This is a genomic window from Methylosinus sp. C49 (genome assembly GCF_009936375.1).
GTDB lineage: Bacteria > Pseudomonadota > Alphaproteobacteria > Rhizobiales > Beijerinckiaceae > Methylosinus.
This window is the reverse complement of the sequence record NZ_AP022332.1, coordinates 2517859-2539147: the sequence shown is the minus strand read 5'-3', so window position 1 is coordinate 2539147 and position 21289 is coordinate 2517859. Positions and strand designations below refer to the sequence as shown.

Sequence of the window (21289 nt, the reverse complement as noted above, 5' to 3'; positions counted from 1 at the left end):
ACATGCGATAGACGGGGCGAGAGGCGCGGGCAGCGTCTCTCGTTCCCGCCGCAGCAGGATCGCCCGACATGCCGCTCACCGAATCGCAGCTCATCGGAACGCCCGACAATCCCGTGCCGCCCAATGCGAAGGTCTTCGCCATTCGCACGGCGGATGGACGCAGCCTGCGCGCGGCGAGCTTCGCGCCGCCGCGTGGAGCGATCGGCACGGTGGCGCTGTTTCAGGGCCGGGCCGAGTTCATCGAGAAATATTTCGAGACGATCAATGATCTGCTCGCCCGCGACCTCCATGTGGTGACGCTGGATTGGCGCGGACAGGGCGGCTCGGAGCGCGATCTTTCCGATCCGCGCAAGGGCCATGTCGATGATTTCGCGCTCTATCAGCGCGATCTCGACGCCTTCATCACCGACGTTCTGGCGCTCGAATGCCCCTCCCCCTGGCATGCGCTGGCGCATTCCATGGGCGGCGCCATTTTGCTCGATCGCGTCCATTCGGCGCGCTCGCCTTTCGATCGCGTCATCGTCGCCGCGCCAATGGTCGATTTCGAAGGGCTGCGCTTTCCGATCGGCGCGCGCGCCGTCGCCGACACGCTCGATATGTTCGGCTTCGGCGCGATGTATGTGCCGGGCGGCGGACCGAAATCGCTGGAGGAGCTGCCCTTCGAGGGCAATCGGCTGACCTCCGATCCCGCGCGCTTCTCCCGCAACGCCGATGTGGTGCGCGCCGCGCCGCATCTCGCCATCGGCGATCCGACGGTCGGCTGGGTCAACGCCGCCTTCAGGCTGATGAAGCAGTTCGCCGCGCCCGAATACGCCCGCGCCGTGCGCTCGCCGGTGATGGCCTTTCTCTGCGGGCGCGACCGCATCATTTCCTCGCGCGCGATCGAGCGTTTCGCGCAGAGGCTACCGGTCGCGAGCCTGATAGAGGTCCCCGGCGCGCGTCATGAATTGCTGATGGAGCGAGACGAATTGCGCGAGCAGTTCTGGGCGGCCTTCGACGCTTTCGTCCCCGGCGAGGCGGTGGATAGCGCCTGAGCGCTTTTCGATCACTCGAAGGCGGTCTGGAAACGCACGATCGCCCGCGCCACCGGCCGCGTCGGCAAATAGCAGAAGGAATTGGTGGCGATCTTCGCCTCCTTGCAATGCTCGTGCTCGGCGTTCCATTCATAGCCGAGCCGCTCCATGCAGGCGACGATATGATCGTGCAGCACTCGGCTGTTCTTGTGCCGCTCCTCCGGGAGCTTGCTCTCACTATCGAGCTCGCAATCGGTGACGTCGATCTTCAGCCCGGCGAAATAGCGGCCACTGCTGCTGCTGGTGACGAAGACGAGCTCGGTGGCGACGATAAAGGCGAGGCCGACTGCGAAGGCGACGCGCGCCTTGAACTTGCTGTCGAAGTAGTCGACGCCGATGAAGGACAGCCCGCCGAGGGCCAGCAATCCGCCGCCGAGCATGAGCGTCAGCGGAGCCACGAAGGCGGCGATATCCTCATTCATCGGCACATCTCCCGTCTGTTCCCGACGGGGCGCCGCCTTCCCCTCAGTCTCGAGGTCAAATGGAGCAAGCTCTCCAACCGGCAAGCGCCCCGCGAGGCGAGCGGCGAGCTTAGGCTCGCCATCGCGGTCGGGCTATTCGAATCTCAGCTGAAACGCAGTGATCGCGCGCTCGAAGCCGGTGGCGGGCAGATAGCAATAGGCATTGGTGGCGACCGGCGCATCCTTGCAATTGCGATGCGCGGGAGCCCATTCATAGCCGGCCTCCTGCATGCAGCCGAGAATGTGCTTGTGGATGACATTGACGTCCACGCCGAGGCGGGCCTCTGGATGCGCCGACTCGCCTTCCAGCTCACAGGCGGATGTCTGCACCTGCTGCGCCTTGAAGAAGGAGACGCTGCTGCCGGCGAGCACGACCTCGAGCGCGGCCAAAACGAGGGAGCCCGCGACGAGCGCGGCGATCGCCTGCAAGCGCGACTTCAGAAATTGAATCTCGATGAAGTAGAGCCCGCCGGCGGCGATCAGCGCGCATCCGATAACGAGAGCGAAAGGTGTGACGAAAACCGAGAGATCCTGATTCATCTGCTTCCTCCTGCTTTATGAGCGCGCGAGCGCCCTCTTTCGATGACCTTGCGATCATCGGGCATTGAGCAGGAGTCATCAGCCTATTCGGCGGTTATAGGGGGCACCCCATCCCCTGGCGCAAAGGCTATCGCCCTCGCGACCTTGTGTAGCTAATTCGATACATAAGCCTGGTCGGGTCGTCAATGCGCCTGGATGAAAGTCTGGTGAAAGCCACGGCGCTACTTATCCGCCCAGCGGAAACGGACTCACTTGATCTCGGCGAAGCCCAATGGCTTGGCGTCGCTCGGCGCAGAGGCCGGCCCGCCCCGCGTCGCCGCGGCGATCGTCACGCCCGACCGGGCTCCGGCCGCCGCAGCGATAGCCTCCGGCGTATCGGAGAGAAAAGCGGCAAGCTCGTCGGCGCCTCGCGCCGCGACCGCGGCCAGCGCCCGATCGTCGAGCAGGGTCCAGGGATCGCCGACGCCGGTCACGGCCACCTCGTCGGTGAGCCGTCGCGCGCGTCGTCCATTGCGGTCGAAAATATCGAAGACATAGGCGAAGCGCGTCGCCCCTTCGGGGCTCGCATAGGCGGTGAGATAGCCCCGCAGACGATAGGCGGCCGCAGGCTCTTCGGAAGCAGCGACGTCGCGGCTCTCCGTCGCGCGGGCGAAGGCCGGGCGGAAGCGCGCCAGCGCATCCTCCGGCGCGCCTTCCAGGCTAATGAGCGCCACAGGCGCGCCGTGTGGGCTGACGCCCTGCCGCGGCGCCGGACGCTGCCGCTGCGCGAGCTGCTCGGGCCGCGGATGGCCGATCTCGACCGCCGTATCGACGCAGCCGGCGAGCGTCAGCGCGCCGATCGCCGCGCAGAACGGCCCGCAAAAACGAAGGGCTGAGCGTTTCAGATCGCGCATCGTCTCCAGCACCCTCCGCCTCATGATGAAGAAAGTGCTAACAATGATCCGGGCGGCGGTCCAGCCCCCGCATTCCCCATACGCAATTCCCTGTGGGAGAAGGCGCATCGCCTTTCGCGCCGCCTTTTCGCCTCACTGCCGCCACGGACCGCGTCGACTATCAAGCTCACGTTAACCTTACCGCGCTTTCGCGCGCCGCATCGGGGCGCGCAAAGCTTTCGTCAAGGTTGACGGAACCTTCGCTTAACCCCTGCGCGGATAGGACTGGCGACAGCAGAGACACCGTCGTCAGAGGAGCTTAGAGGAAATGGCATTGCTTTCCGCCACGCGCGCCCTGCGCTTCGCCGTCGCCATTCTGGCGGCCGTCTCGCTCGGCGCCTGCGCCAAAAACGCCGAGGACGAAAACGCGGCGCTGGCCGGCGGCGCCAATGGACGTGGCGGCTATGCGGCGCCCGGAAGCCCGCAGGATTTCGTGGTCAATGTCGGCGACCGCGTCTATTTCGAGACCGATTCGAGCGAGCTGACGCCTACTGCGCAGGCGACGCTCGACAAGCAGTCCGACTGGCTGCAGCGCTATGGCCGCTATTCCTTCACCGTGGAGGGGCATGCGGACGAGCGCGGCACGCGCGAATATAATTTCGCGCTCGGCGCTCGCCGCGCCGAGGTGGTGAAAAATTATCTGGCCTCGCGCGGCCTCTCCGCCGGCCGCATCCGCACGATCAGCTATGGCAAGGAGCGTCCGGTCGCCGTCTGCGACGATATTTCCTGCTGGTCGCAGAACCGCCGCGCCGTCACCGTGCTGTCCGGCGGCAATTCTTGACCCGCAAAATGCGCCGAGGCCCCTCCCCGGCGCTTGCATCCTCGGCCGCGATGCGGCATGAGAGCCATGACGGCGCGCCGTCACCGCAGGAGTGTAGCTCAATCGGCTAGAGCACCGGTCTCCAAAACCGGGGGTTGGGGGTTCGAGTCCCTCCACTCCTGCCAGCTCCTCCCAAAATTCCGCTCAACAAAGATCGCGCGGCCGGGCTTTCGGCGAAGCGCGATATCGAAGCGCATTTCGTGATCGGGATGTTTCGCTGCGTTCCATGCTCGCCGGCGCCGCCATTCTCGCTTTTCTGATTTCCGCCGGGACGGCGCGCGCCTGTGGCGGCGGCGATCCGACGCCCGGGCGCTGGTCGCTCGATCAGAGGAGCTACGCCGAGCAGAATGGCATGCCCTTCCTCGATCCGGGCAATGACACACGTCTCAATCTCCTCTTTCTGATGATCGACGCCGATCCGGCGCTGCGGCCGAAGGACGAGGCGATTTCAAAGGGCGAGGAGAAGCTCGACTTCTATTCCTCTGTGCTGTTCTTTCGGCCCGATTTCACCGACGCCTGCCGCAAAGGCGCGGCGGCGCGCGACCGCAAGGACGAAACCGCGAGCGCTTTCGCCGATGGCGAGGGAACGCGCTGCGTCTCGATAGAGTCGGGCCGGGCCGCCTTCACAGCCGCGGTCGAGGTGGAGCCCGCGCTTTCCGTCGAGGAGCGGCGGGCGCTGATGGCTGCGCGGGAGAAGATCGCCCCCTCCTGCCGTAATGAGAAAGCCGACGCGGCGGCGCGCAATGCGCTCGCGCAAATCGCGCCCTCCGCGGCCGGGCAGGAGTTCGCGTCCTATCTCATCGGCGCCGACGCCTTCTACGAAGGCGATTTCGATCGCGCGCTGGAGCGTTTCGGCAAGCTCGACTCGGCGCGCAATGCCTGGCTGCGCGAGGCGGCGCGCTACATGACCGCCCGCGTCCTGCTCAACAAGGCGCAGATCGGCGCCTTCGCCGATTTCGACGCGACCGCGACGCCCAATGTGACCGATCGCGCCACGCTCGCCGCGGCTCAGGCCGCCTTCCAGACCTATCTGAAATCCTATCCCACGGGGCGCTACGCGGCCTCGGCGCAAGGACTGTTGCGGCGCGTCTATTGGCTGGCGGCGGATGATGAGCGCCTCGCCGCCGAATATGGCCGGCAGATCGTGCAAGGGAGCGGCGCCAAGGTCGGGCTCGACGGCGTCGATCTGGTGCAGGAGATCGACGCCAAATATCTGACAACCGCCAAAGACCATGCGAGCCGCGAGCCGATCCTGCTGGCGACGCAGGATCTGATGAAGCTGCGCTCGGACGGCAAGGAGACGCATCTTGCCGCCGCGGAGCTGGACGCGCAGGCAAAGGCCTTCGCCGGACGCGAGGATCTCTTCGGCTTTCTGAAAGCCGCGCGCGCCTATTACGCCGACGCCGATTTTGCGGCGACGCTACAGGCGCTCGGAGCGCCGATAGCAGCGCCGCGCTCTTATCTCGCTTTCAGCCGCGAGACTTTGCGCGGTCAGGCGCTGATGGCCTCGGGACAATATCCACAGGCGATCGAGCATTGGACGAAGCTGCGCGGAACCGTCTCCAATCCCTTGTGGAAAGAGGCCGTCGAGCTCGGCCTCGCGCTGAGCTACGAGCGCGCCGGCATGGCGAACAGGGTTTTCCTGCCGGAGACGCGGCTCTCCTCGCCGCGCATTCGCGCGATTCTGCTGCGCCACACGGCCGGGCCGATCCTGCTGCGCATGGCGGTGGCCGATCCGCAGGCGAGCGCGGAGGAGCGCAAGCTCGCCCGCTTCCTCCTGCTCTACAAGGAGGCGACGCGCGGCCAATATGCGAATTTCCTGCGCGACTTTTCAGCTGAAGGACTCGCGCAGGACGACGCCGCGGCGCCGGAAGTCTCCGATCTTCCCAAATCGGCGATCTTCCTCTCCTCGCCCGCCGACGAGCCCTATAAATGCCCGGCGCCAAAGGCGGTGGTCGCGGAGCTTGCCGCCGATCCGCGCTCCGCGCATGGCCTGCTCTGCCTCGGCGATTTCGTCCGCCACTCGGGCTTCGCCCGTTTCGACGCCTGGCGTCCGGCGGCGGACGAGCTGGGCGGCGCCAAGGCGATTTTCCCGGGCGAGCCTTTCTCGCGGGGCGATGTCTATCAGCGCCTGATCGCCGATCCGGCGACCAAGGACGCCGACCGAGCCTATGCGCTCTATCGCGCCATCAATTGCTACGCCCCGGCGGGCGGCAATGATTGCGGCGGCAAGGATGTCGACAAGGCGCAGCGAAAGGCATGGTTCCAAACGCTGAAATCGCGCTATGGCGCGACGCGATGGGCGCGCGGCCTTCAATATTACTGGTGAGAGCGCGGGCTTTTCTCCTCGCGCTGTGCGCTTTGCTCTCGGCCTCCGCCGCCGGGGCCGAGCCGCTGGTGCGGGCGGCGGATCATGACGCCTTCTGGCTCTGGGCCGGCGTCAAAAGGCGCGCCGAGCTCGCCACAGCGAAAACCATCTATCTCCATTCGGGCGAGATCGGGCCGGATCGCGACGGCTTCATCCGCATGAAGGCGCAAGGCGGCGTCGAGCCCGGACCGCACAAGGCCGCGCTCTGGCTCGCCTATCGCGTCCGCAGCCTCGATTGGCCGCCGGAGATCGTCGCCCAGATTCGCCGCCGTCTGGAGGCCTGGCGCGCGCAGCCGGGCGGCGTCGCCGGCGTGCAGATCGATTTCGACGCTTCGACGCGAGGCTTGCAGAATTACGCCGCCTTCCTGCGCACGCTGCGGCGGGAGCTGCCTCGAGGCTGCGCGCTCGGCGTGACCGGCCTCATGGATTGGGCGTCGCAGGCCGCGCCCGAGGATTTGAACGCGCTTTCGGGAAGCGTCGACGAGCTCGTCTTCCAGACCTACAAAGGCGCGCAGACGGTCGAGAATATCGACGCCTATGTGGCGCGGCTGTCGCGGCTTCGCATTCCCTTCCGTCTCGGCCTCGCCGAAGGGGCGCGATGGGCGCCTCCGGCCGCTCTGGCGGAGCGGCCGAATTTCCTCGGCTATGTGGTGTTCCTGCGCAATCGCGCCGCGCCATGAGCGATCGGCTCACGCCTTGGGAAGCAGCCCGCGCAGACGCTCCGCCCCTTGCGGCGCCGAACGGCGCGGCGGGCCGCCCGGCGGAAATCCCCCCGGCGGCGGTCCGGCGAAACGATCGCCGCGCGGCGGCATGAAGGGCGGCGTCGGCACGGCGCGCACAGTCTTGCGGTCGATCCGCGCGCGCAGCGACACGACATAGCGGCCGGCCGCCTCGCGCAGCTCGCCATGCGTCGTCTCGCCTGCGGCGAGCGCTATGCCGTCGGTCGAGTTCAGCGTGTCGCGCAGCCGGCCGCGCGCATAGTCGGCGAGACTGGCGTAGAGGAACTCGCTCAGCGCATCCGGCAGGAAAATCTGCGAGGTGAGGCGCGCCGTTCCGCCGTCAATGATCTTGAAATGAATATGGGTGGTGCGGCCGGGATACCAGCCCGGATAGACGCTGGAAAAGCGCGCGCGTCCGTCCGCCCCCGCGACCTGGCTTCCGCGCAGAAATGTCTTGCCCGAAAGATCGAGCCGCCCATCCTCGCCCTGGCCGGGGAAGCCGGAATAGCATCCCTGCGCGTCGCAATGCCAAACATCGATTCGGGCGCCGGGCAGCGGCGCGCCGGCCTCGTCCTGGACGGCGAAGACGATGTCCAGCGGCACGCCGGCGAGCCCTTCGGCTATGTCCACACGCTGGAGGTCGAGATCGAGATAGAATGGTTTCTCTTCCGCCGGCGCCGTCAGCGGCCCAGGGGCCGGCTCGGGAGCGGCGGGTTCCGGCAGGACGGCGGTCGCCGAGCCGGCCAGCGCAACAACCACGAGGCCGCGTCGCGTCAAAGCAATCTTGTCACGCATGGAATTTCCTAAGGTCTTCGTCAGCGCGCGCAGGATGAAACGGCGGGGTGTCGGATGCGCGGCGGAAAATCTCTCGCGCGTTTCGGTCCGGTTTCTTCTCGCCGTGCGGCGCGGGGTGGGCTTTCCGCGCAGACGGGCTATAAGTCCCGCCGTCCCGCATCTCGAATGAGCCGATCGCCCGTGAAACGTCCCTCTCTCGATTCCTTCCGCCGCATTGTCGTCAAGGTCGGCTCCTCGCTGCTCGTCGATCCGCGCGAGGCGAAGGTGAAGCGCGAGTGGCTCGCGCGGCTCGCCGCGGACATCGCCGCTTTGCATCGCCGCGGCGCCGATGTTCTCGTCGTCTCCTCGGGCGCGGTGGCGCTGGGACGCAGCGTGCTCGGCCTGCCCTCCGGCGCGCTGCCGCTGGAGGATAGCCAGGCGTCGGCGGCCGTCGGGCAGATCGCCCTCGCCCGCATCTGGGCCGAGACTTTGGGCGATCTCGGGATCACGGCCGGGCAGATTCTCGTCACCTTCGGCGATACGGAGGAGCGCCGCCGCTATCTCTACGCCCGCGAATGCCTGACCCGGCTGCTGGCGCTGCGCGCCGTGCCGGTCATCAATGAGAACGACACGGTCGCGACCTCCGAGATTCGCTATGGCGACAACGACCGCCTCGCCGCCCGCGTCGCGACGATGGCGAGCGCCGATCTCTTGGTGCTGCTCTCCGATGTCGATGGGCTATACACCGCGCCGCCGGCGAGCGATCCGAATGCGAAGCTGCTCGAGGTGGTGCCGCGCGTCACGGCGGAGGTGGAGGCGATGGCCGGCGGCGCCGCCTCGCAATTCTCCCGCGGCGGCATGCGCACCAAGATCGAGGCGGCCAAGATCGCGACCACGGGCGGCGCCCATATGGTCATCGCCGACGGTCGCGTGGAGGCGCCGCTCTCGCGAATCGCAGCGGGCGGGCCTTGCAGCTGGTTCTTGACCCCCTCCTCGCCGGTGACGGCGCGAAAAAAATGGATCGCCGGCTCGCTCGAGCCCAAGGGCGTCGTGCATGTGGACGAAGGCGCGGCGCGCGCGCTGTTCTCCGGCAAGAGCCTGCTGCCGGCCGGCGTCACCGCGCTGGAGGGCGGCTTCGCGCGCGGCGACTGCGTCGTGATCCGCAATCCCTCGGGTGGCGAAATCGGCCGCGGTCTCGTGACTTACGACGCGCTGGACGCGGCCCGCATCATCGGCCGATCCTCGCGCGACATAGAGGGGCTGCTCGGCTTCAAAGGCCCGGACGAGATCATACACCGCGACGACATGGCGCTCGCCGGCGACTGACCCGCCCGATTCTCTGGCGGGACCGCGGCTGCGGCCCTTGTTAGAGCGAAAATGCGCTCCCATATTTCTGGCGCCACGCCCGCGAAAAGGGCTGGTTCCAACTGGGAGAGACCTATGTCACCCGAAGAACGCCAACTGCTCGCCGGTTTGTTCGAGCGTACGCGCAGCGCCGCCGGCGCTCAGCGCGATCAGGAGGCGGAGAGTTTCATCGCCGAGCAGCTGAAGTCGCAGCCGGGCGCGCCCTATCTGCTGGCGCAGACCGTTCTGGTGCAGGATCAGGCGCTGCAGGCGGCCAATCAACGTTTGCAGGAGCTGGAAGGTCGCGTACGCGACCTCGAGAGCCGTCCGCAGCAGTCCGGCGGATTTTTGGGCGGTCTGTTCGGCGGCGCTCAGCGCCAGGCTCCGCCCCCGCCGCGTCCGGCTCCGCCTCCGGGCTATGGCCAGCAGCCCGGCTATCCGCAACAGCAAGGCGGTCCCTGGGGCGCGGCCCCGGCCGGCGGCCCCGCTTATGCGCCGCCCCCGCCTCCCGGCTACGCCCCGCAAGGCTATCCGCCTCAGCAGGCGGCTGCGGCACCCGGCGGCGGCTTTCTGAAGGGCGCGCTGGGCACGGCGGCGGGCGTCGCCGGCGGCGTGCTGCTCGCCGACTCGATCCGCGGCCTGTTTCATGGCGGCGGCATGGGCGGCGCCGGCAACAATCTCGGCATAGGCTCGGGCTTCGAGCATGCGAGCGCCGGCGGCGGCGACACGATCATCAACAATTACTATGGCGATCAGGGCGGCTATAGCCAGCCCTACCCCGACGCCGGCTATAACGGCCCGGAGCCCAGCAGCCCCGATGTGCAGAGCGCCGATTATGATACGGATACCGGCGGCTTCGACGATGGCGGCGGGGATGGCGGCTTCGACGTGTAAGCCGACCTACGAGAAAGATCGAGCGGCGCGCCTTAGGGCGCGCCGTCTTTTTATGACCATCGATTTCCTGCCGTCATGGGTTTTCGAGGAGCGACATGATGCAGAAGGTCGCCATTCTGACGATCCCGTCTCCCTCGACGGCTGCGATCCGCGATCCTGGTCTTCGCACCGATGGTTCAGACTTGCTACTGTCGATGGAATTCGACCACGAAGGTGAAATTCGATCCGACAGTCTTCGCTTCGTGAAGCAACGCGCATTCCGCAAGCGCGCGGAAAGCCATTGCGCCGCAAGGCATGTGGCGGACTCTTACGACACGGTCTGCGAGGTGGAAGAGTCCGATTGGATTCGGGAGCTGCGCTCCGATTCCACACCGAGATGGCGCGACTATTGGGTCATGCGTCACTTCATCATCTACGTCGACAGCTTCGGCTGCCTGGAAGTCATCGCCGAATCCGTCGTGCTGGAAGCGACGTTTCGATCATCGACGTAGTCGACTGCTGCGAGATGCGGTCTTTCGGCGACCCTCAGAGGAAATCCATGCCTGTCTTCGGCGATCCAAATCGATTTGCGATCGAGCATGAATTGGACGAAAATCATGGTGGCGTATGGATGTACGGCAGCTTCTGCTATTGGTGCGGCGGACGACGCGTCGGCGACTACGAACTCGGCGCCTCGCTGCGCGACGTTCTGTTTCAGCTCGAGCAACTGGCGAAATATTATGAGCGTCTCCGCGCCAATCCTCGCTTCGACTCTATGTCCGCGAGCGCGGTATTTCATACGCTCCACACGGCGTTTTACGGCGAAACCGACGACGATACATTCGCGCTGGCGGCGGAAGAGCAATGGCGGCGGCACGAGGTCATTCCGAATGTCGATGTTTTCGACAACTGGAAAGGATTTCTCGTGGAAAGCGAGCGGGCCGCACGCCTCATTTTCGCGCGCGCCCCTCATGTCGAGGTGACGGAGCTCGCGCTGAATTCGGGAGAATTCGATTCCATTCTCGACGCGGCGATCAGCGCGCTCGGGAAAATCTATGAGCATGAAGCCCTCGAGCGAGAAATCATGGATGAGCGGAAGCGATGACGCGCAAGACTATCGTCCTGGGCGACGAATTCGACGATGGGCTCGCAGCGCGTCTCATGGAGAATTTGAAAACGGCGGGAGCTGTTCCACTGTCCTCGGAATGGTCTCTCGCCGGATCGCAGGAGATTCGCTCATTGTCGGCGCGCATAGGGAGCAGGATCGTGGAAATATCGTCAGAGACCTATGTCGGCCTGTCGATCTCGGGACCGGCGGATATCGTCGATGAAATCGCCGCCTCGCTCGCGCGATGAGGGCGATCTATGGCGAGCCGGCTGGACCGTTTCGCTCGACATCGGCCGAAAAGGCGCAGCCCGAGGCGCCTCTCCCTCCGAACGCCTGCGCGCTCCTCCCTTGCGCCCCGTCCCCTTTCCCCGTAACACCCTGCCCCCATGTCCGACGCATTCCGCCCCAAGTCAGAATTCCTCGCGACGCTCATCGCGCGCGGCTTCGTGCATCAGTGCTCCGATTTCGAGGGGCTGGATGAAAAGGCGCGCTCCGGCGAGCTCACCGCCTATGTCGGCTTCGACTGCACGGCGGCCTCGCTGCATATCGGCAATCTTTTGTCGATCATGCTGCTGTCCTGGCTCCAGCGCACCGGCGGCAAGCCGCTGCCGCTCGTCGGCGGCGGCACCACGCGCGTCGGCGACCCTTCCGGCAAGGACGAGAGCCGCAAGCTGCTCTCCATCGAGACGATCGACTCCAATAAGGCGGCGATCCAGAAGACCTTCGCGAAATTCCTCAGCTTCGGCAACGGCGAGACGGATGCGATCCTGCTCGACAACGCCGAATGGCTGACCAAGCTCAACTATATCGACTTTCTGCGCGATGTCGGCCGGCATTTCTCGGTCAATCGCATGCTGTCGATGGATTCGGTGAAGCTGCGGCTCGATCGCGAGCAGGAGCTGTCCTTCATCGAATTCAACTATATGTGCCTGCAGTCCTATGATTTCGTCGAGATCGCCAAGCGCTATGGCGCGAGCCTGCAGATGGGCGGCTCCGATCAATGGGGCAATATCGTCATGGGCGTCGATCTCGGCCGCCGGCTCGGGACGCATCAGCTCTATGCGCTCACCGCGCCGCTGCTCACCACCTCTTCGGGCGCCAAAATGGGCAAGACGGCGGCCGGCGCGATCTGGCTCGACGCGTCGATGCTCGCGCCCTACGATTATTGGCAATATTGGCGCAATACGGAGGATGCGGACGTCGTTCGCTTCCTGAAGCTGTTTACGTTCCTGCCTTTGGACGAGATCGAGAAGCTCGCCGCGCTCGGCGGGGCGGAGATCAACGAGGCGAAGAAGATTCTCGCCACGGAAGCGACCGCGCTGCTGCATGGACGCGAGGCGGCCGAGCTCGCCGCCGAGACCGCGCGCCGCACCTTCGAGGAAGGCGCGCTCGCGCTCTCCCTGCCCAAAGTGTCCGTCGCGGCGAGCGAGGTCGCAGCGGGGCTCGGCGTCCTCACCGCCTTTGTGAAGGCCGGTCTCGTCGCCTCCACAGGCGAAGCCCGGCGGCAGATCAAGGCGGGCGGATTGCGCCTCAACGACGCTCCGGTGACTGACGAGAAGGCCGCGCTCGGCGAGAAGGACTTCGTCGAGGGCGTCGCCAAATTATCGCTCGGCAAGAAAAAGCATGTGCTGCTGGAGCGCACGGAAGACGCCGACCGCGCTTGATGCGAAGCGCCGACGCTCGCCGAGCGTCGGCTTCTTCCGCCATGACGAGATCGCCCCCGAGAAGAGCTCATCGCCGATATCATGCCTAGCCGCCACACGCCCTGCCTAATGTGGCGGTTCGGCGAATTAGCTCGCTCGACCAACGACTACCGGCCATAGACGGTCAGCTCGCGGGCGCCGGCGGCGATCGCCTTGCGGTCGCGCAGCGGATAATCGGCCTCCACGATATAAGGCCCGCCGCCGACCGAATCGCGCGAGGAGAACAGCACGAAGCGCGCCGCCTCGAAGCGCATGGGCGGAAAATAGCCGCGCGTGCCGAGATAGGTCGCGACCGTGGAGCAGGACGCTCCGCGCAGACGCGCGAGCGTCACATGCGGCACGAATTTGCGCGGCTCGGGCGGTATGCCGATGCGCCGCAGCAGGCGCTCCTGCTCGGCCTGCAGCTCGGCCAGCGCCGAATCGGCGCGCGCCTTCACCACTATGGCTCGCGGCTTGTCGCCGCCGAAGCTAGACAGCTCCTCGAGCGTGATCGAGACGGGAGGACGGCGGATGGCGGCCAGCGTCATAGCCGCGTCATGGCCGAGCGCATCGTCCACATCGCCGATGAAGCGCAGCGTGATGTGATAATTCTCCGCGTCGATCCAGCGGGCTCCCGGCAATCCTCCGCGCAGAGCGGCGAGATCGCCGGCGACGAGAGGGGGGATTTCGAGGGCGGTGAACAGTCTGGGCATCGCAGGTCCTCCATCCTGGCCTCGCAAGGCGCTCGGGGAGTGGGAAAGGCGAAGTCGCTGTCTGCTCGCTCGGTCCCTGCCCGGCCCGCGGATGCGGCGGAGCGACGGGGCCGTTGTCGGGCGCCTCCTCGTGGATCGGCGCGCCAATGACGCGCGCTAAAGGATGGTGTCGGCACTATATCGAGAATGCGACAGCTGTAACGAAAATCCGGCGGGTGGGAGGATTTTTTCACAGCCTCGCTCGCGGCCTCGCTCAGCGCTGCGCGGCGCCCTGCCGCTTCGATCGCAGAGAATCGAGGCTCTTCTCCACCAGCGGCGCGACGCCGGCGACGATCCGCGCCACGCCGGCCCGGCTCGGATGCAGTCCGTCGACGAGGGTCATGCCCTTCTCGCCGACGACGCCATCGAGAAAGAAGGGATAGAGCGGCAGGCCGCGCCGCGCCGAAAGATCGGGAAAAATAGCGTCGAAGGCTTTTTTCTGCTCCTCGCCGAAATTGGCGTTGGCCAGCATTCCGGCGAGCAGCACGGCGAGGCCTTTCTCCTCGGCGGCGCCGATGATTTTTTCCAGATTGCCGCGCGTTGTCGCCGGATCGAAGCCGAGCAGCATGTCATTGGCGCCGAGCTCGAGAATCATCAGGTCGCCGCCGTCGCGCAGCGCATAGGAGACGCGCGCCAGCCCGCCTCTCGTGGTGTCGCCGGAAACGCTGGCGTTGACGACGCGGGCGTCATAGCCGTCATTTTTCAGCCGGGCCTCGAGCTGCGCCGGAAAGGAGGCGTCCGCCGGCAGCTGAAAGCCGGCGCTGAGACTGTCGCCGAAGGCGATGATGCGCAGCGGCTCGGCCATGGCGGGCAGCGAGATCATGGTGAGAAGCGCCAAAATCGCGGCGGCGCAGAGCAGCGCCGCCGGGCCGAGCGGACGAAAGCGCGGCCGCGCACTGGAAACCGGCGGCGCCTTCGCATATGTCGGGGCGGGCGTCTTGGCCGGATCGCGAGAGCGGCGGCGGGCGCAGCGGCAAACCATATCAGGACCTCCAAAGTGCAGCGGCCGGTCATCGAGCTCGAGGACGTCGATCTCACCCTCGGAGCGGGCGCGGCGCGCGTCCATGTGCTCAAGAACATAAGCCTCGCCGTCGCGCGCGGCGAGGCTGTCGGCCTCGTCGGACCCTCGGGCTCGGGGAAATCCACATTGCTGATGACGCTCGCCGGCCTCGAGCGGCCCGATTCCGGCAAGGTGCTCGTCGACGGCAGCGACCTCGCCCGGCTCGATGAAAATGCGCTGGCGCGGTTCCGTGGAGGGAAGATAGGGGTCGTCTTCCAGTCTTTCCAGCTCATCGCCACGATGACGGCGCTGGAGAACGTCGCCATTCCGCTGGAGCTCGCCGGCCGCGCCGACGCTTTCGAGCGCGCCGCGCAGGAGCTGGAGGCCGTGGGCCTTCGCCAGCGTCTCTCCCATTATCCCACGCAAATGTCCGGCGGCGAGCAGCAGCGCGTCGCCATCGCCAGGGCGCTCGCGCCCGATCCTGTCATCCTCGTCGCCGACGAGCCGACCGGCAATCTCGATTCGGAGACCGGCGCGGCCATCGTCGATCTCATCTTCGCGCAAAAGGCCCGGCGCTCGGCGACCCTGGTGCTGGTCACGCACGACCCCTCCCTCGCCGCCCGCTGCGACCGCGCCGTGCGGCTGCGCTCCGGCCGCATAGAGGACGAGGCGCCAGAATTATGAGGAAGAGCCTCGCATCGCGCCTGCCGCTGGCGTTGCGTTTCGCTTTGCGCGATCTCTCCGGCGATCTGCGCGGCTTTTCCGTCTTCATCGCCTGCATCGTCATCGGCGTCGCCGCCATTTCCGGCGTCGGCGCCGTATCGCGCTCGCTCGCCGACGGCCTCGCCCGCGAGGGGCGCACGATCTTGGGCGGCGACGTCTCCGTCACCACCACAATGCGGCGGCTCTCGCCGCAGGAGCGGGAATTTTTCGAGCGCGACGGCCGCGTCTGCGAGATCGGCCTGATGCGCGCCATGGCCCGCTCGGCGAGCGGCGAGGCGGCGCTGATCGAAATAAAGGCTGTCGATTCGGCCTATCCCGGCCAAGGCGCAGTCGGGCTGACGCCCGCGCAGCTGCTCGCCGAGGCTCTGGCGCCGCGTGAGGGCGGCTTCGGCCTCGTCGCCGATGCGGGCCTCATCGCCCGGCTCGGGCTCGAGATCGGCGACTCTGTGAAGATCGGCTCCGGCTCCTTTATCTTCACGGCCGAGCTGTCGAGCGAGCCGGATAAGCTCGCCGGCGCCTTCGGTTTCGGCGCGCGCGTGCTGATGAGCCAGGAGGCGCTGAAGGCGACCGGGCTGATGCAGCCGGGCGCCGTGGTGCGCTGGCTGACGCGGGTCTCGCTCGGCAAGACCGAAGCCGTCGCCAGCGACGCGGAGGTGGAGCGCTTCGTCACGGCGCTGACCGCGGCCTTTCCAGACGCCGGCTGGGATTTGCGCAAACGGGACGCCGTCTCCCCGCAATTCTCGCGCAATCAGGAGCGCTTCACCCAGCTGCTGACGCTCGTGGCGCTGACCGCGCTGGTCGCGGGCGGAGCCGGCGTCGCCAACGCCGTCTCCGGCTTCGTCGCCCGAAAGCGCGACGCTTTCGCAATATTGAAGGCGCTGGGCGCGCCGGCCTCGCGCGTCTTCGCCATGGCGCTCGTCGAGGTGCTGCTCGTCGCCGGCCTCGCCGTCGGCGGCGGCCTCGCGATCGGCGCGACCTTTCCCTATCTCGCCGCTCTCTCTCTTTCCGCCTCTATTCCTCTGCCCTTCTCGCCGACGCTCGATGCGCGCTCGCTCGCTGTCGGCGCGGCCTATGGGCTGCTGGTGACGCTGATCTTCGCGCTGCCGCCGCTCGGCCGCGCCTATGGAACGCCGGTCGCGCGGCTCTTGCGCGACGAGGCCGAGGAGAAATCCCCTCCCCGCGTCTTTCTGCTCGCCGCGCTGGTCGCCGCGGCGGCGCTCGTGGCCCTGGTCATGCTCTCGGCCGCCGACAAGAAGCTCGCAGCGACCTATATCGCCGCCACCGCCATGGTCTTCGTCCTGCTGCGCGGCGTTGCGGCTCTCGTCGTCCGCATGGCGCAACGTTTCGCCCATTCGCCCGGCGCGCAGCTGCGCCATGCGATCGGCAATATTCGCCGCCCCAAGAGCCTCGCCGCGACATTGATCGTCTCCATCGGGGTGACACAAACCCTTCTCGTCGCACTGGCGCTGATCGAGGGCTCGATCCATGCGGAATTGTTCCAGGCGCAGAAGAGCCGCACGCCCAGCTTCTATTTCATCGATATCGCCAAGGAGCAGGTGGAGGAATTCTCCGCCTTCCTCTCCTCTTTCTCCGCCGACGCCCACATCGAGCATGTGCCGATGATGCGCGGCCGCATCGTCGCCGTGAAAGGCGTCCGCTCCGAGAATCTGAAGCCGCCGGACGATATCGCCTGGGCGCTGGAGGGCGACCGCGGCGTCACCATCGCCGCGACGCCGCCCAAGGGCTCGGAGATCGTCGCCGGACAATGGTGGGAAGAGGGACGCATCGGCCCGCCCCTCGTCTCGCTGGAGGCGCGCGTCGCCGAAGGGCTCGGCCTCGCGGTCGGCGACGAGATCGTCGTCAATGTGCTCGGCCGCGACCTCACCGTCCGCATCGCCAATCTGCGCCGCGTCGATTGGCGCAGCTATGGCATTAATTTCATGATGGTGTTCTCGCCCGAGGCTTTCGCCGACGCGCCCTTTTCGGAGATTTTCACCGTCGCTTTCGCCGATCGCGACGATCCGCTCCGCGACAAAAGGTTGACGCGCGAGGCGGCCACGCGCTTTCCGCAAGTCGCGGCGCTGCGCGTGAGGGACGCGCTGGAGGCGGTGGAGAAAATCGCCGATCAGCTGACCTTCGCAGCGCGGGCGGCCGCCGGCCTCGCCATCGTCACGGCGGCGCTGGCGTTGGGCAGCGCCGTGGCGGCGAGCCAGCGCGGACGCCAGCGCGACGCCATAATATTGAAGACTCTCGGAGCGACGCGCGCTTGGCTGACTGGCGCTTTTGCGCTGGAATTCGCTCTGCTCGGCGTCGTGGCGGGAGTCTTCTCGGTCCTCGCGGGCGCCGGCGCGGCGGCCTTCATATTGAAGGCGCTGATGCGGATGGATTTCGTCTTTCGCCCCTGGCCGGTCGCGCTGACGACGCTCGGCGCGCTGGTTTTCGCGGTCGGCCTCGGCCTCGCGGGCAGCTGGCGCGTGCTCGGCGAGAAGCCCGGCCCGGCTCTACGCCGCCAATAAAGGCGAAAAACGCCGCTCCGGCGACGTTTTCGGCTATACGAAGCGGGTTTTTCGCGCTTCCACCCTTGCCGGGAGAGATCGCTCGCCTTAAAAGGCGGGCTTCGCCGGCGTTCAGGGGGCTGGACGCGAGATGATCGCGCTCGCCCTCGAACAAGCGTTGAGACCATGCCCCAGCTTCTACCCGAACGCAAGAAACTGCCCGTTCCAGACAACGGCGACTTTTCGTTCTCGCAGATTTTCGCCTCCGTCGGCGGCGGTCTCGCGGGAGCGGCCGTGTTCGCCGTCCTCACCAAGGGCACTTCGGCGTCGGTTCTGTTCGCATTTCTCGCGCCGCTGCCGATCTCCATCGTCGCGCTCGGCTTCGGCCTTCGCCATGGCGCGACCGCGGGCCTCATCGCGACCGGACTGCTGTCGATCTGGCCCAATCCCATTTTCGGCCTCGTCTACGCTTTTCTCGTCGCGCTGCCGGCGCTCGCCGCCGCCTATGTCGTCTCTGGAGCCAATTGGCGCGGCCGCGAGCTGGTGACGTCCCATGCGCCGGCCTGGGCGGTGCTCGCCGCCGGCGGCGCAGTCGCAGCCGCCGTCTCGGCGGCGGTCGCCATAGCGGCGATTCGCTTCGGCAGCCTCGACGAGGCGCTGAATCCGCTGCGGGCGCGCGCCTTCATGGCGATCGAGGACCTCATCCGCACGCAGGAGCTCGGCGACAAGCTCGACGCCAGCCAGCTTTCGGCGCTGGTCGTCTTCGCCTTTCCGGCGACGCTCGCGGCGCTCACTCTGTTCAGCCATGCGCTCAATCTGTGGGGCGCCGGCCTGCTCGCCCGCGCCTCCGAGGCGCTGCCGCGGCCCTGGCCGGACATTGCGCAGGAATTCGTGCTGCCGCGCGCCGTCGCCGGGGTTTTTCTCGCCGCCTGCGCCCTCGCCTATCTCGGCGACCTCCCGGGCGAGATCGGGCTGGTGATCGCCGAGACGCTCGGCCTTGCTCTGGCGATGCAAGGCCTCGCCGTCGTTCACTTTCTGCTGCGCGGGACGCGCATCGGCGGCGTGACGCTCACCGTCATCTATATCGTCATCGGCCTGTTCGCCTGGCCGATCGTCCTATTCACCGTCGTCGGCGTCGCCGACGCGGCGTTTTCGTTCCGAAGCCGCAAGCAGGCGGCGCAGGCGCGGCGCGGCTGAGATCGCCGCGGCATCAATTCGAGAGACACGAGGAGAGAGAACCCATGGTCGATGTCATTCTGCTGGAGCGCGTGGCCAAGCTCGGCCAGATGGGCGACACCGTTCGCGTGCGCGACGGCTATGCGCGCAACTTCCTGCTGGCCCGCGGCAAGGCGCTGCGCGCCACGGAAAACAACAAGAAGCATTTCGAGACGCAGCGCGCTCAGATCGAGGCGCGCAACCTCACCGCCCGCAAGGAGGCCGAGGCCGTCGCCGAGAAGCTCGAGGGTCAGACCTTCGTCATCATCCGCCAGGCCGGCGAGAGCGGCCATCTCTATGGCTCCGTGGCTCCGCGCGACATTTCGGACGCGGCGACCACAGGCGGCTTCTCGCTGAACCGCAATCAGATCGATCTGCAGCATCCGATCAAGGCGCTCGGCCTGCATAATGTGCCGGTGAATCTGCATCCCGAGATCGAGGTGAAGATCATCGTCAACGTCGCTCGCTCCGCCGAAGAGGCCGAACGTCAGGCGCGCGGCGAAGCCGCCGCCACTCGCGAGGAGACGACGCTGGACGATCTCGGCCTCGAGGTCGGCGCCGCTCTGGCCGAGGCCGGCGACGTCGAGCTCTGATCGCTCGCGACCGATTCGGTCTATCGAAACGGGCCGGAGACGCCAGCGTCTCCGGCCTTTTTCGTGCCTGAGCGATTCGGCGTGACGAAATTGTCACAAGCAAAGGAATTCACGCAGATAGACCTAAAGCTGCGCTGTTGCATGTGGAAATGACTCACAAGATGGCCGCGCTCGCATTCGCCGAGCTTTGCGGCCATCTTTGTCATTGGCGCCGCTCTCTCCTTCGGGCAAATTCGCCGCCGTTCTCGAGTGCCTGTCGCTACGCGTTCACGAGCATCGAAGACATCCCGCCATGAGAGAGAAATGCCAGCAATCGAACCGTTGCCGGGTCCGCGGCCTTTTTCGGTCGCGCCGCTCGACGCGCCCGCCTATCGCACGCCGCCACATAATATCGAGGCCGAGCAAGCGCTGCTCGGCGCCATATTGGTCAATAATGACGCCTTCGATCGCGTCTCCGATTTTCTGCGCTCCGAACATTTCTCCGAGGAACTGCACAGGCGCATCTTCGAGGTCGCGTCGCAGATCATTCGAGCGGGCCGCGTCGCCACTGTGGTGACGCTGAAAACGCATCTCGGCGACGTGGAGCTGCCCGGCGGCGTCACCATGCAGGCCTATCTCGCGCGCCTCGCCCGCGAGGCGACGACGATCATCAACGCCGAGGATTACGGCCGCACGATCCATGATCTCGCCGTACGGCGCGAGCTGATCGTCATCGGCGAGGATATCGTCAATTCCGCCTTCGATGCGCCGGTCGATCAGGCGCCGCGCCAGCAGATAGAAGAGGCCGAGCGCAAGCTCTATGCGGTGGCAGAAACCGGCCGCTATGACGGCGGCTTTCAGCGCTTCGCCGACGCGCTCGTCACCGCCATGGATATGGCGAGCAGCGCCTATCAGCGCGACGGGCATCTCTCCGGCGTCGCGACTGGCCTCGTCGATCTCGACGAGAAGATGGGCGGATTGCAGAAGTCCGATCTCATCATCGTCGCCGGCCGTCCCGGCATGGGCAAGACGGCGCTCGCCACCAATATCGCCTTCAACATCGCCAAAGCCTATGAGTTTTCCGTCGAGCCCGACGGCTCGCACAAGACCACCAATGGCGGCATCGTCGGCTTCTTCTCGCTGGAAATGTCGGCCGAGCAATTGGCGACGCGCGTCATCGCCGAGCAGTCCGGCGTACCCTCCTACAAAATCCGCCGCGGCGACATCAACGAGGACGATTTCCGCCGCATAGCGGAAGCGGCGCGCGAGATGCAGAGCGTGCCCTTCTTCATCGATCAGAGCGGCGGCATTTCCATCGCCCAGCTCACCGCGCGGGCGCGACGTTTGAAGCGCCAGCGCGGGCTCGACCTGCTCGTCGTGGACTATCTTCAGCTGCTCTCGGGCTCCAAATCGCGCGGCGACAATCGCGTGCAGGAGCTGACCGAGATCACCACCGGCCTCAAGGCGTTGGCCAAGGAGCTGGCGGTGCCGATCATCGCGCTCTCACAGCTCTCGCGTCAGGTCGAGAGTCGCGACGACAAGCGCCCGCAGCTCTCCGACCTTCGCGAATCCGGCTCGATCGAGCAGGACGCCGACGTGGTGATGTTCGTCTATCGCGAGGAATATTATCTGCGCAATCGCGAGCCGCGCGAGGGCACGGAAGAGCATATCGCCTGGCAGAACGAGATGGAGCGCGTGCATGGGCGCGCCGAGGCGATCCTCGGCAAGCAGCGTCACGGCCCCACGGGAACGGTGACGCTCTCCTTCGAAGCCGAAGTGACGCGCTTCTCCAATCTCGCCGAGGAAGACAAGCTGCCGGCGCGCATGTGAGGCGCCGG

Annotated in this window: 21 protein-coding genes, 1 tRNA gene and 1 riboswitch; of the genes, 16 read left to right on the top strand and 6 right to left on the bottom strand. The window is 66.5% G+C overall.

The window, feature by feature from the left end:
* Positions 1-68: 68 nt before the first annotated feature.
* Positions 69-1034 (top strand): alpha/beta hydrolase, encoded by a 966-nt coding sequence (locus GYH34_RS12065; RefSeq protein ID WP_161913791.1) that lies wholly within the window; start codon positions 69-71, stop codon positions 1032-1034.
* Between the two features lie 11 nt (positions 1035-1045).
* Here the strand turns inward: GYH34_RS12065 and GYH34_RS12060 are convergent, their stop codons facing one another.
* From GYH34_RS12060 to GYH34_RS12050, 3 genes are all read right to left on the bottom strand, one after another.
* Positions 1046-1495 (bottom strand): hypothetical protein, encoded by a 450-nt coding sequence (locus tag GYH34_RS12060; protein ID WP_161913790.1) that lies wholly within the window; start codon positions 1493-1495, stop codon positions 1046-1048.
* A gap of 132 nt (positions 1496-1627) precedes the next feature.
* On the bottom strand, positions 1628-2074 hold the full coding sequence (locus tag GYH34_RS12055; protein WP_161913789.1) for a hypothetical protein: 447 nt from the start codon (positions 2072-2074) through the stop codon (positions 1628-1630).
* 62 nt (positions 2075-2136) lie between these two features.
* A riboswitch (Fluoride riboswitch) is annotated at positions 2137-2199 on the bottom strand.
* Positions 2200-2322: 123 nt separating this feature from the next.
* Positions 2323-2979, bottom strand: a complete 657-nt coding sequence (locus GYH34_RS12050; protein WP_161913788.1) for a hypothetical protein — start codon at positions 2977-2979, stop codon at positions 2323-2325.
* Between the two features lie 295 nt (positions 2980-3274).
* On the opposite strand from GYH34_RS12050, the gene pal reads away from it, so the two are divergent.
* The 4 genes from pal (at position 3275) to GYH34_RS12030 (ending at position 6874) form a co-directional block, all read left to right on the top strand.
* A complete protein-coding gene (gene pal, locus GYH34_RS12045; RefSeq protein ID WP_161913787.1) occupies positions 3275-3787 on the top strand; it encodes a peptidoglycan-associated lipoprotein Pal in 513 nt (170 codons plus the stop codon).
* Between the two features lie 87 nt (positions 3788-3874).
* Positions 3875-3951: transfer RNA gene (locus GYH34_RS12040), tRNA-Trp, on the top strand.
* 101 nt (positions 3952-4052) lie between these two features.
* A complete protein-coding gene (locus tag GYH34_RS12035) occupies positions 4053-6155 on the top strand; it encodes a hypothetical protein (protein ID WP_161913786.1) in 2103 nt (700 codons plus the stop codon).
* Positions 6152-6874, top strand: coding sequence for a DUF3142 domain-containing protein (locus GYH34_RS12030; protein ID WP_161913785.1), 723 nt, complete (start codon positions 6152-6154; stop codon positions 6872-6874). The genes GYH34_RS12035 and GYH34_RS12030 overlap by 4 nt, the downstream gene beginning before the upstream one ends.
* 9 nt (positions 6875-6883) lie before the next feature.
* Here GYH34_RS12030 and GYH34_RS12025 read toward each other — a convergent pair whose 3' ends face one another.
* Positions 6884-7708 carry an intradiol ring-cleavage dioxygenase gene (locus tag GYH34_RS12025; RefSeq protein WP_161913784.1) on the bottom strand — a complete coding sequence of 275 codons (825 nt, stop codon included), beginning with the start codon at positions 7706-7708 and terminating at the stop codon, positions 6884-6886.
* 180 nt (positions 7709-7888) lie between these two features.
* Here GYH34_RS12025 and proB point away from each other — a divergent pair, with 180 nt between their 5' ends.
* The 6 genes from proB to tyrS all read left to right on the top strand — a co-directional run bounded on the left by proB (position 7889) and on the right by tyrS (position 12676).
* On the top strand, positions 7889-9013 hold the full coding sequence (gene proB, locus GYH34_RS12020; RefSeq protein WP_244635072.1) for a glutamate 5-kinase: 1125 nt from the start codon (positions 7889-7891) through the stop codon (positions 9011-9013).
* Between the two features lie 114 nt (positions 9014-9127).
* The gene (locus GYH34_RS12015) at positions 9128-9925 is read left to right on the top strand and encodes a DUF2076 domain-containing protein (RefSeq protein WP_161913783.1); all 798 of its coding nucleotides are present in this window, start codon (positions 9128-9130) and stop codon (positions 9923-9925) included.
* 95 nt (positions 9926-10020) lie between these two features.
* The gene (locus GYH34_RS12010; RefSeq protein ID WP_161913782.1) at positions 10021-10416 is read left to right on the top strand and encodes a hypothetical protein; all 396 of its coding nucleotides are present in this window, start codon (positions 10021-10023) and stop codon (positions 10414-10416) included.
* Positions 10417-10463: 47 nt separating this feature from the next.
* A complete protein-coding gene (locus GYH34_RS12005; RefSeq protein WP_161913781.1) occupies positions 10464-11009 on the top strand; it encodes an Imm42 family immunity protein in 546 nt (181 codons plus the stop codon).
* Complete coding sequence (locus tag GYH34_RS12000; RefSeq protein ID WP_161913780.1) at positions 11006-11260, top strand: hypothetical protein; 255 nt, start codon at positions 11006-11008, stop codon at positions 11258-11260. Before GYH34_RS12005 ends, GYH34_RS12000 begins: the two co-directional genes overlap by 4 nt.
* Before the next feature lie 138 nt (positions 11261-11398).
* Entirely contained in the window at positions 11399-12676 is a 1278-nt protein-coding gene (gene tyrS / locus GYH34_RS11995) for a tyrosine--tRNA ligase (protein ID WP_161913779.1), read from the top strand.
* A 146-nt stretch (positions 12677-12822) separates the two neighbouring features.
* On the opposite strand, the gene thpR is transcribed toward tyrS, so the two are convergent.
* Together thpR and GYH34_RS11985 are read right to left on the bottom strand one after the other, a co-directional pair.
* Positions 12823-13407 (bottom strand): RNA 2',3'-cyclic phosphodiesterase, encoded by a 585-nt coding sequence (gene thpR, locus GYH34_RS11990; protein WP_161913778.1) that lies wholly within the window; start codon positions 13405-13407, stop codon positions 12823-12825.
* A gap of 253 nt (positions 13408-13660) precedes the next feature.
* Positions 13661-14428: an arylesterase gene (locus GYH34_RS11985; RefSeq protein WP_161913777.1), complete on the bottom strand. Its 768-nt coding sequence runs from the start codon at positions 14426-14428 to the stop codon at positions 13661-13663.
* 15 nt (positions 14429-14443) lie between these two features.
* Here GYH34_RS11985 and GYH34_RS11980 point away from each other — a divergent pair, with 15 nt between their 5' ends.
* From GYH34_RS11980 to GYH34_RS11960, 5 genes are all read left to right on the top strand, one after another.
* The gene (locus GYH34_RS11980) at positions 14444-15130 is read left to right on the top strand and encodes an ABC transporter ATP-binding protein (RefSeq protein WP_161913776.1); all 687 of its coding nucleotides are present in this window, start codon (positions 14444-14446) and stop codon (positions 15128-15130) included.
* Entirely contained in the window at positions 15127-17685 is a 2559-nt protein-coding gene (locus GYH34_RS11975) for an FtsX-like permease family protein (RefSeq protein WP_161913775.1), read from the top strand. The genes GYH34_RS11980 and GYH34_RS11975 overlap by 4 nt, the downstream gene beginning before the upstream one ends.
* A 165-nt stretch (positions 17686-17850) precedes the next feature.
* Entirely contained in the window at positions 17851-18861 is a 1011-nt protein-coding gene (locus tag GYH34_RS11970; RefSeq protein ID WP_161913774.1) for a DUF2232 domain-containing protein, read from the top strand.
* Positions 18862-18905: 44 nt separating this feature from the next.
* Positions 18906-19472, top strand: a complete 567-nt coding sequence (gene rplI / locus GYH34_RS11965) for a 50S ribosomal protein L9 (RefSeq protein ID WP_161913773.1) — start codon at positions 18906-18908, stop codon at positions 19470-19472.
* A 303-nt stretch (positions 19473-19775) separates the two neighbouring features.
* Positions 19776-21281, top strand: coding sequence for a replicative DNA helicase (locus tag GYH34_RS11960; protein WP_161913772.1), 1506 nt, complete (start codon positions 19776-19778; stop codon positions 21279-21281).
* The last annotated feature ends 8 nt before the right edge of the window (positions 21282-21289 follow it).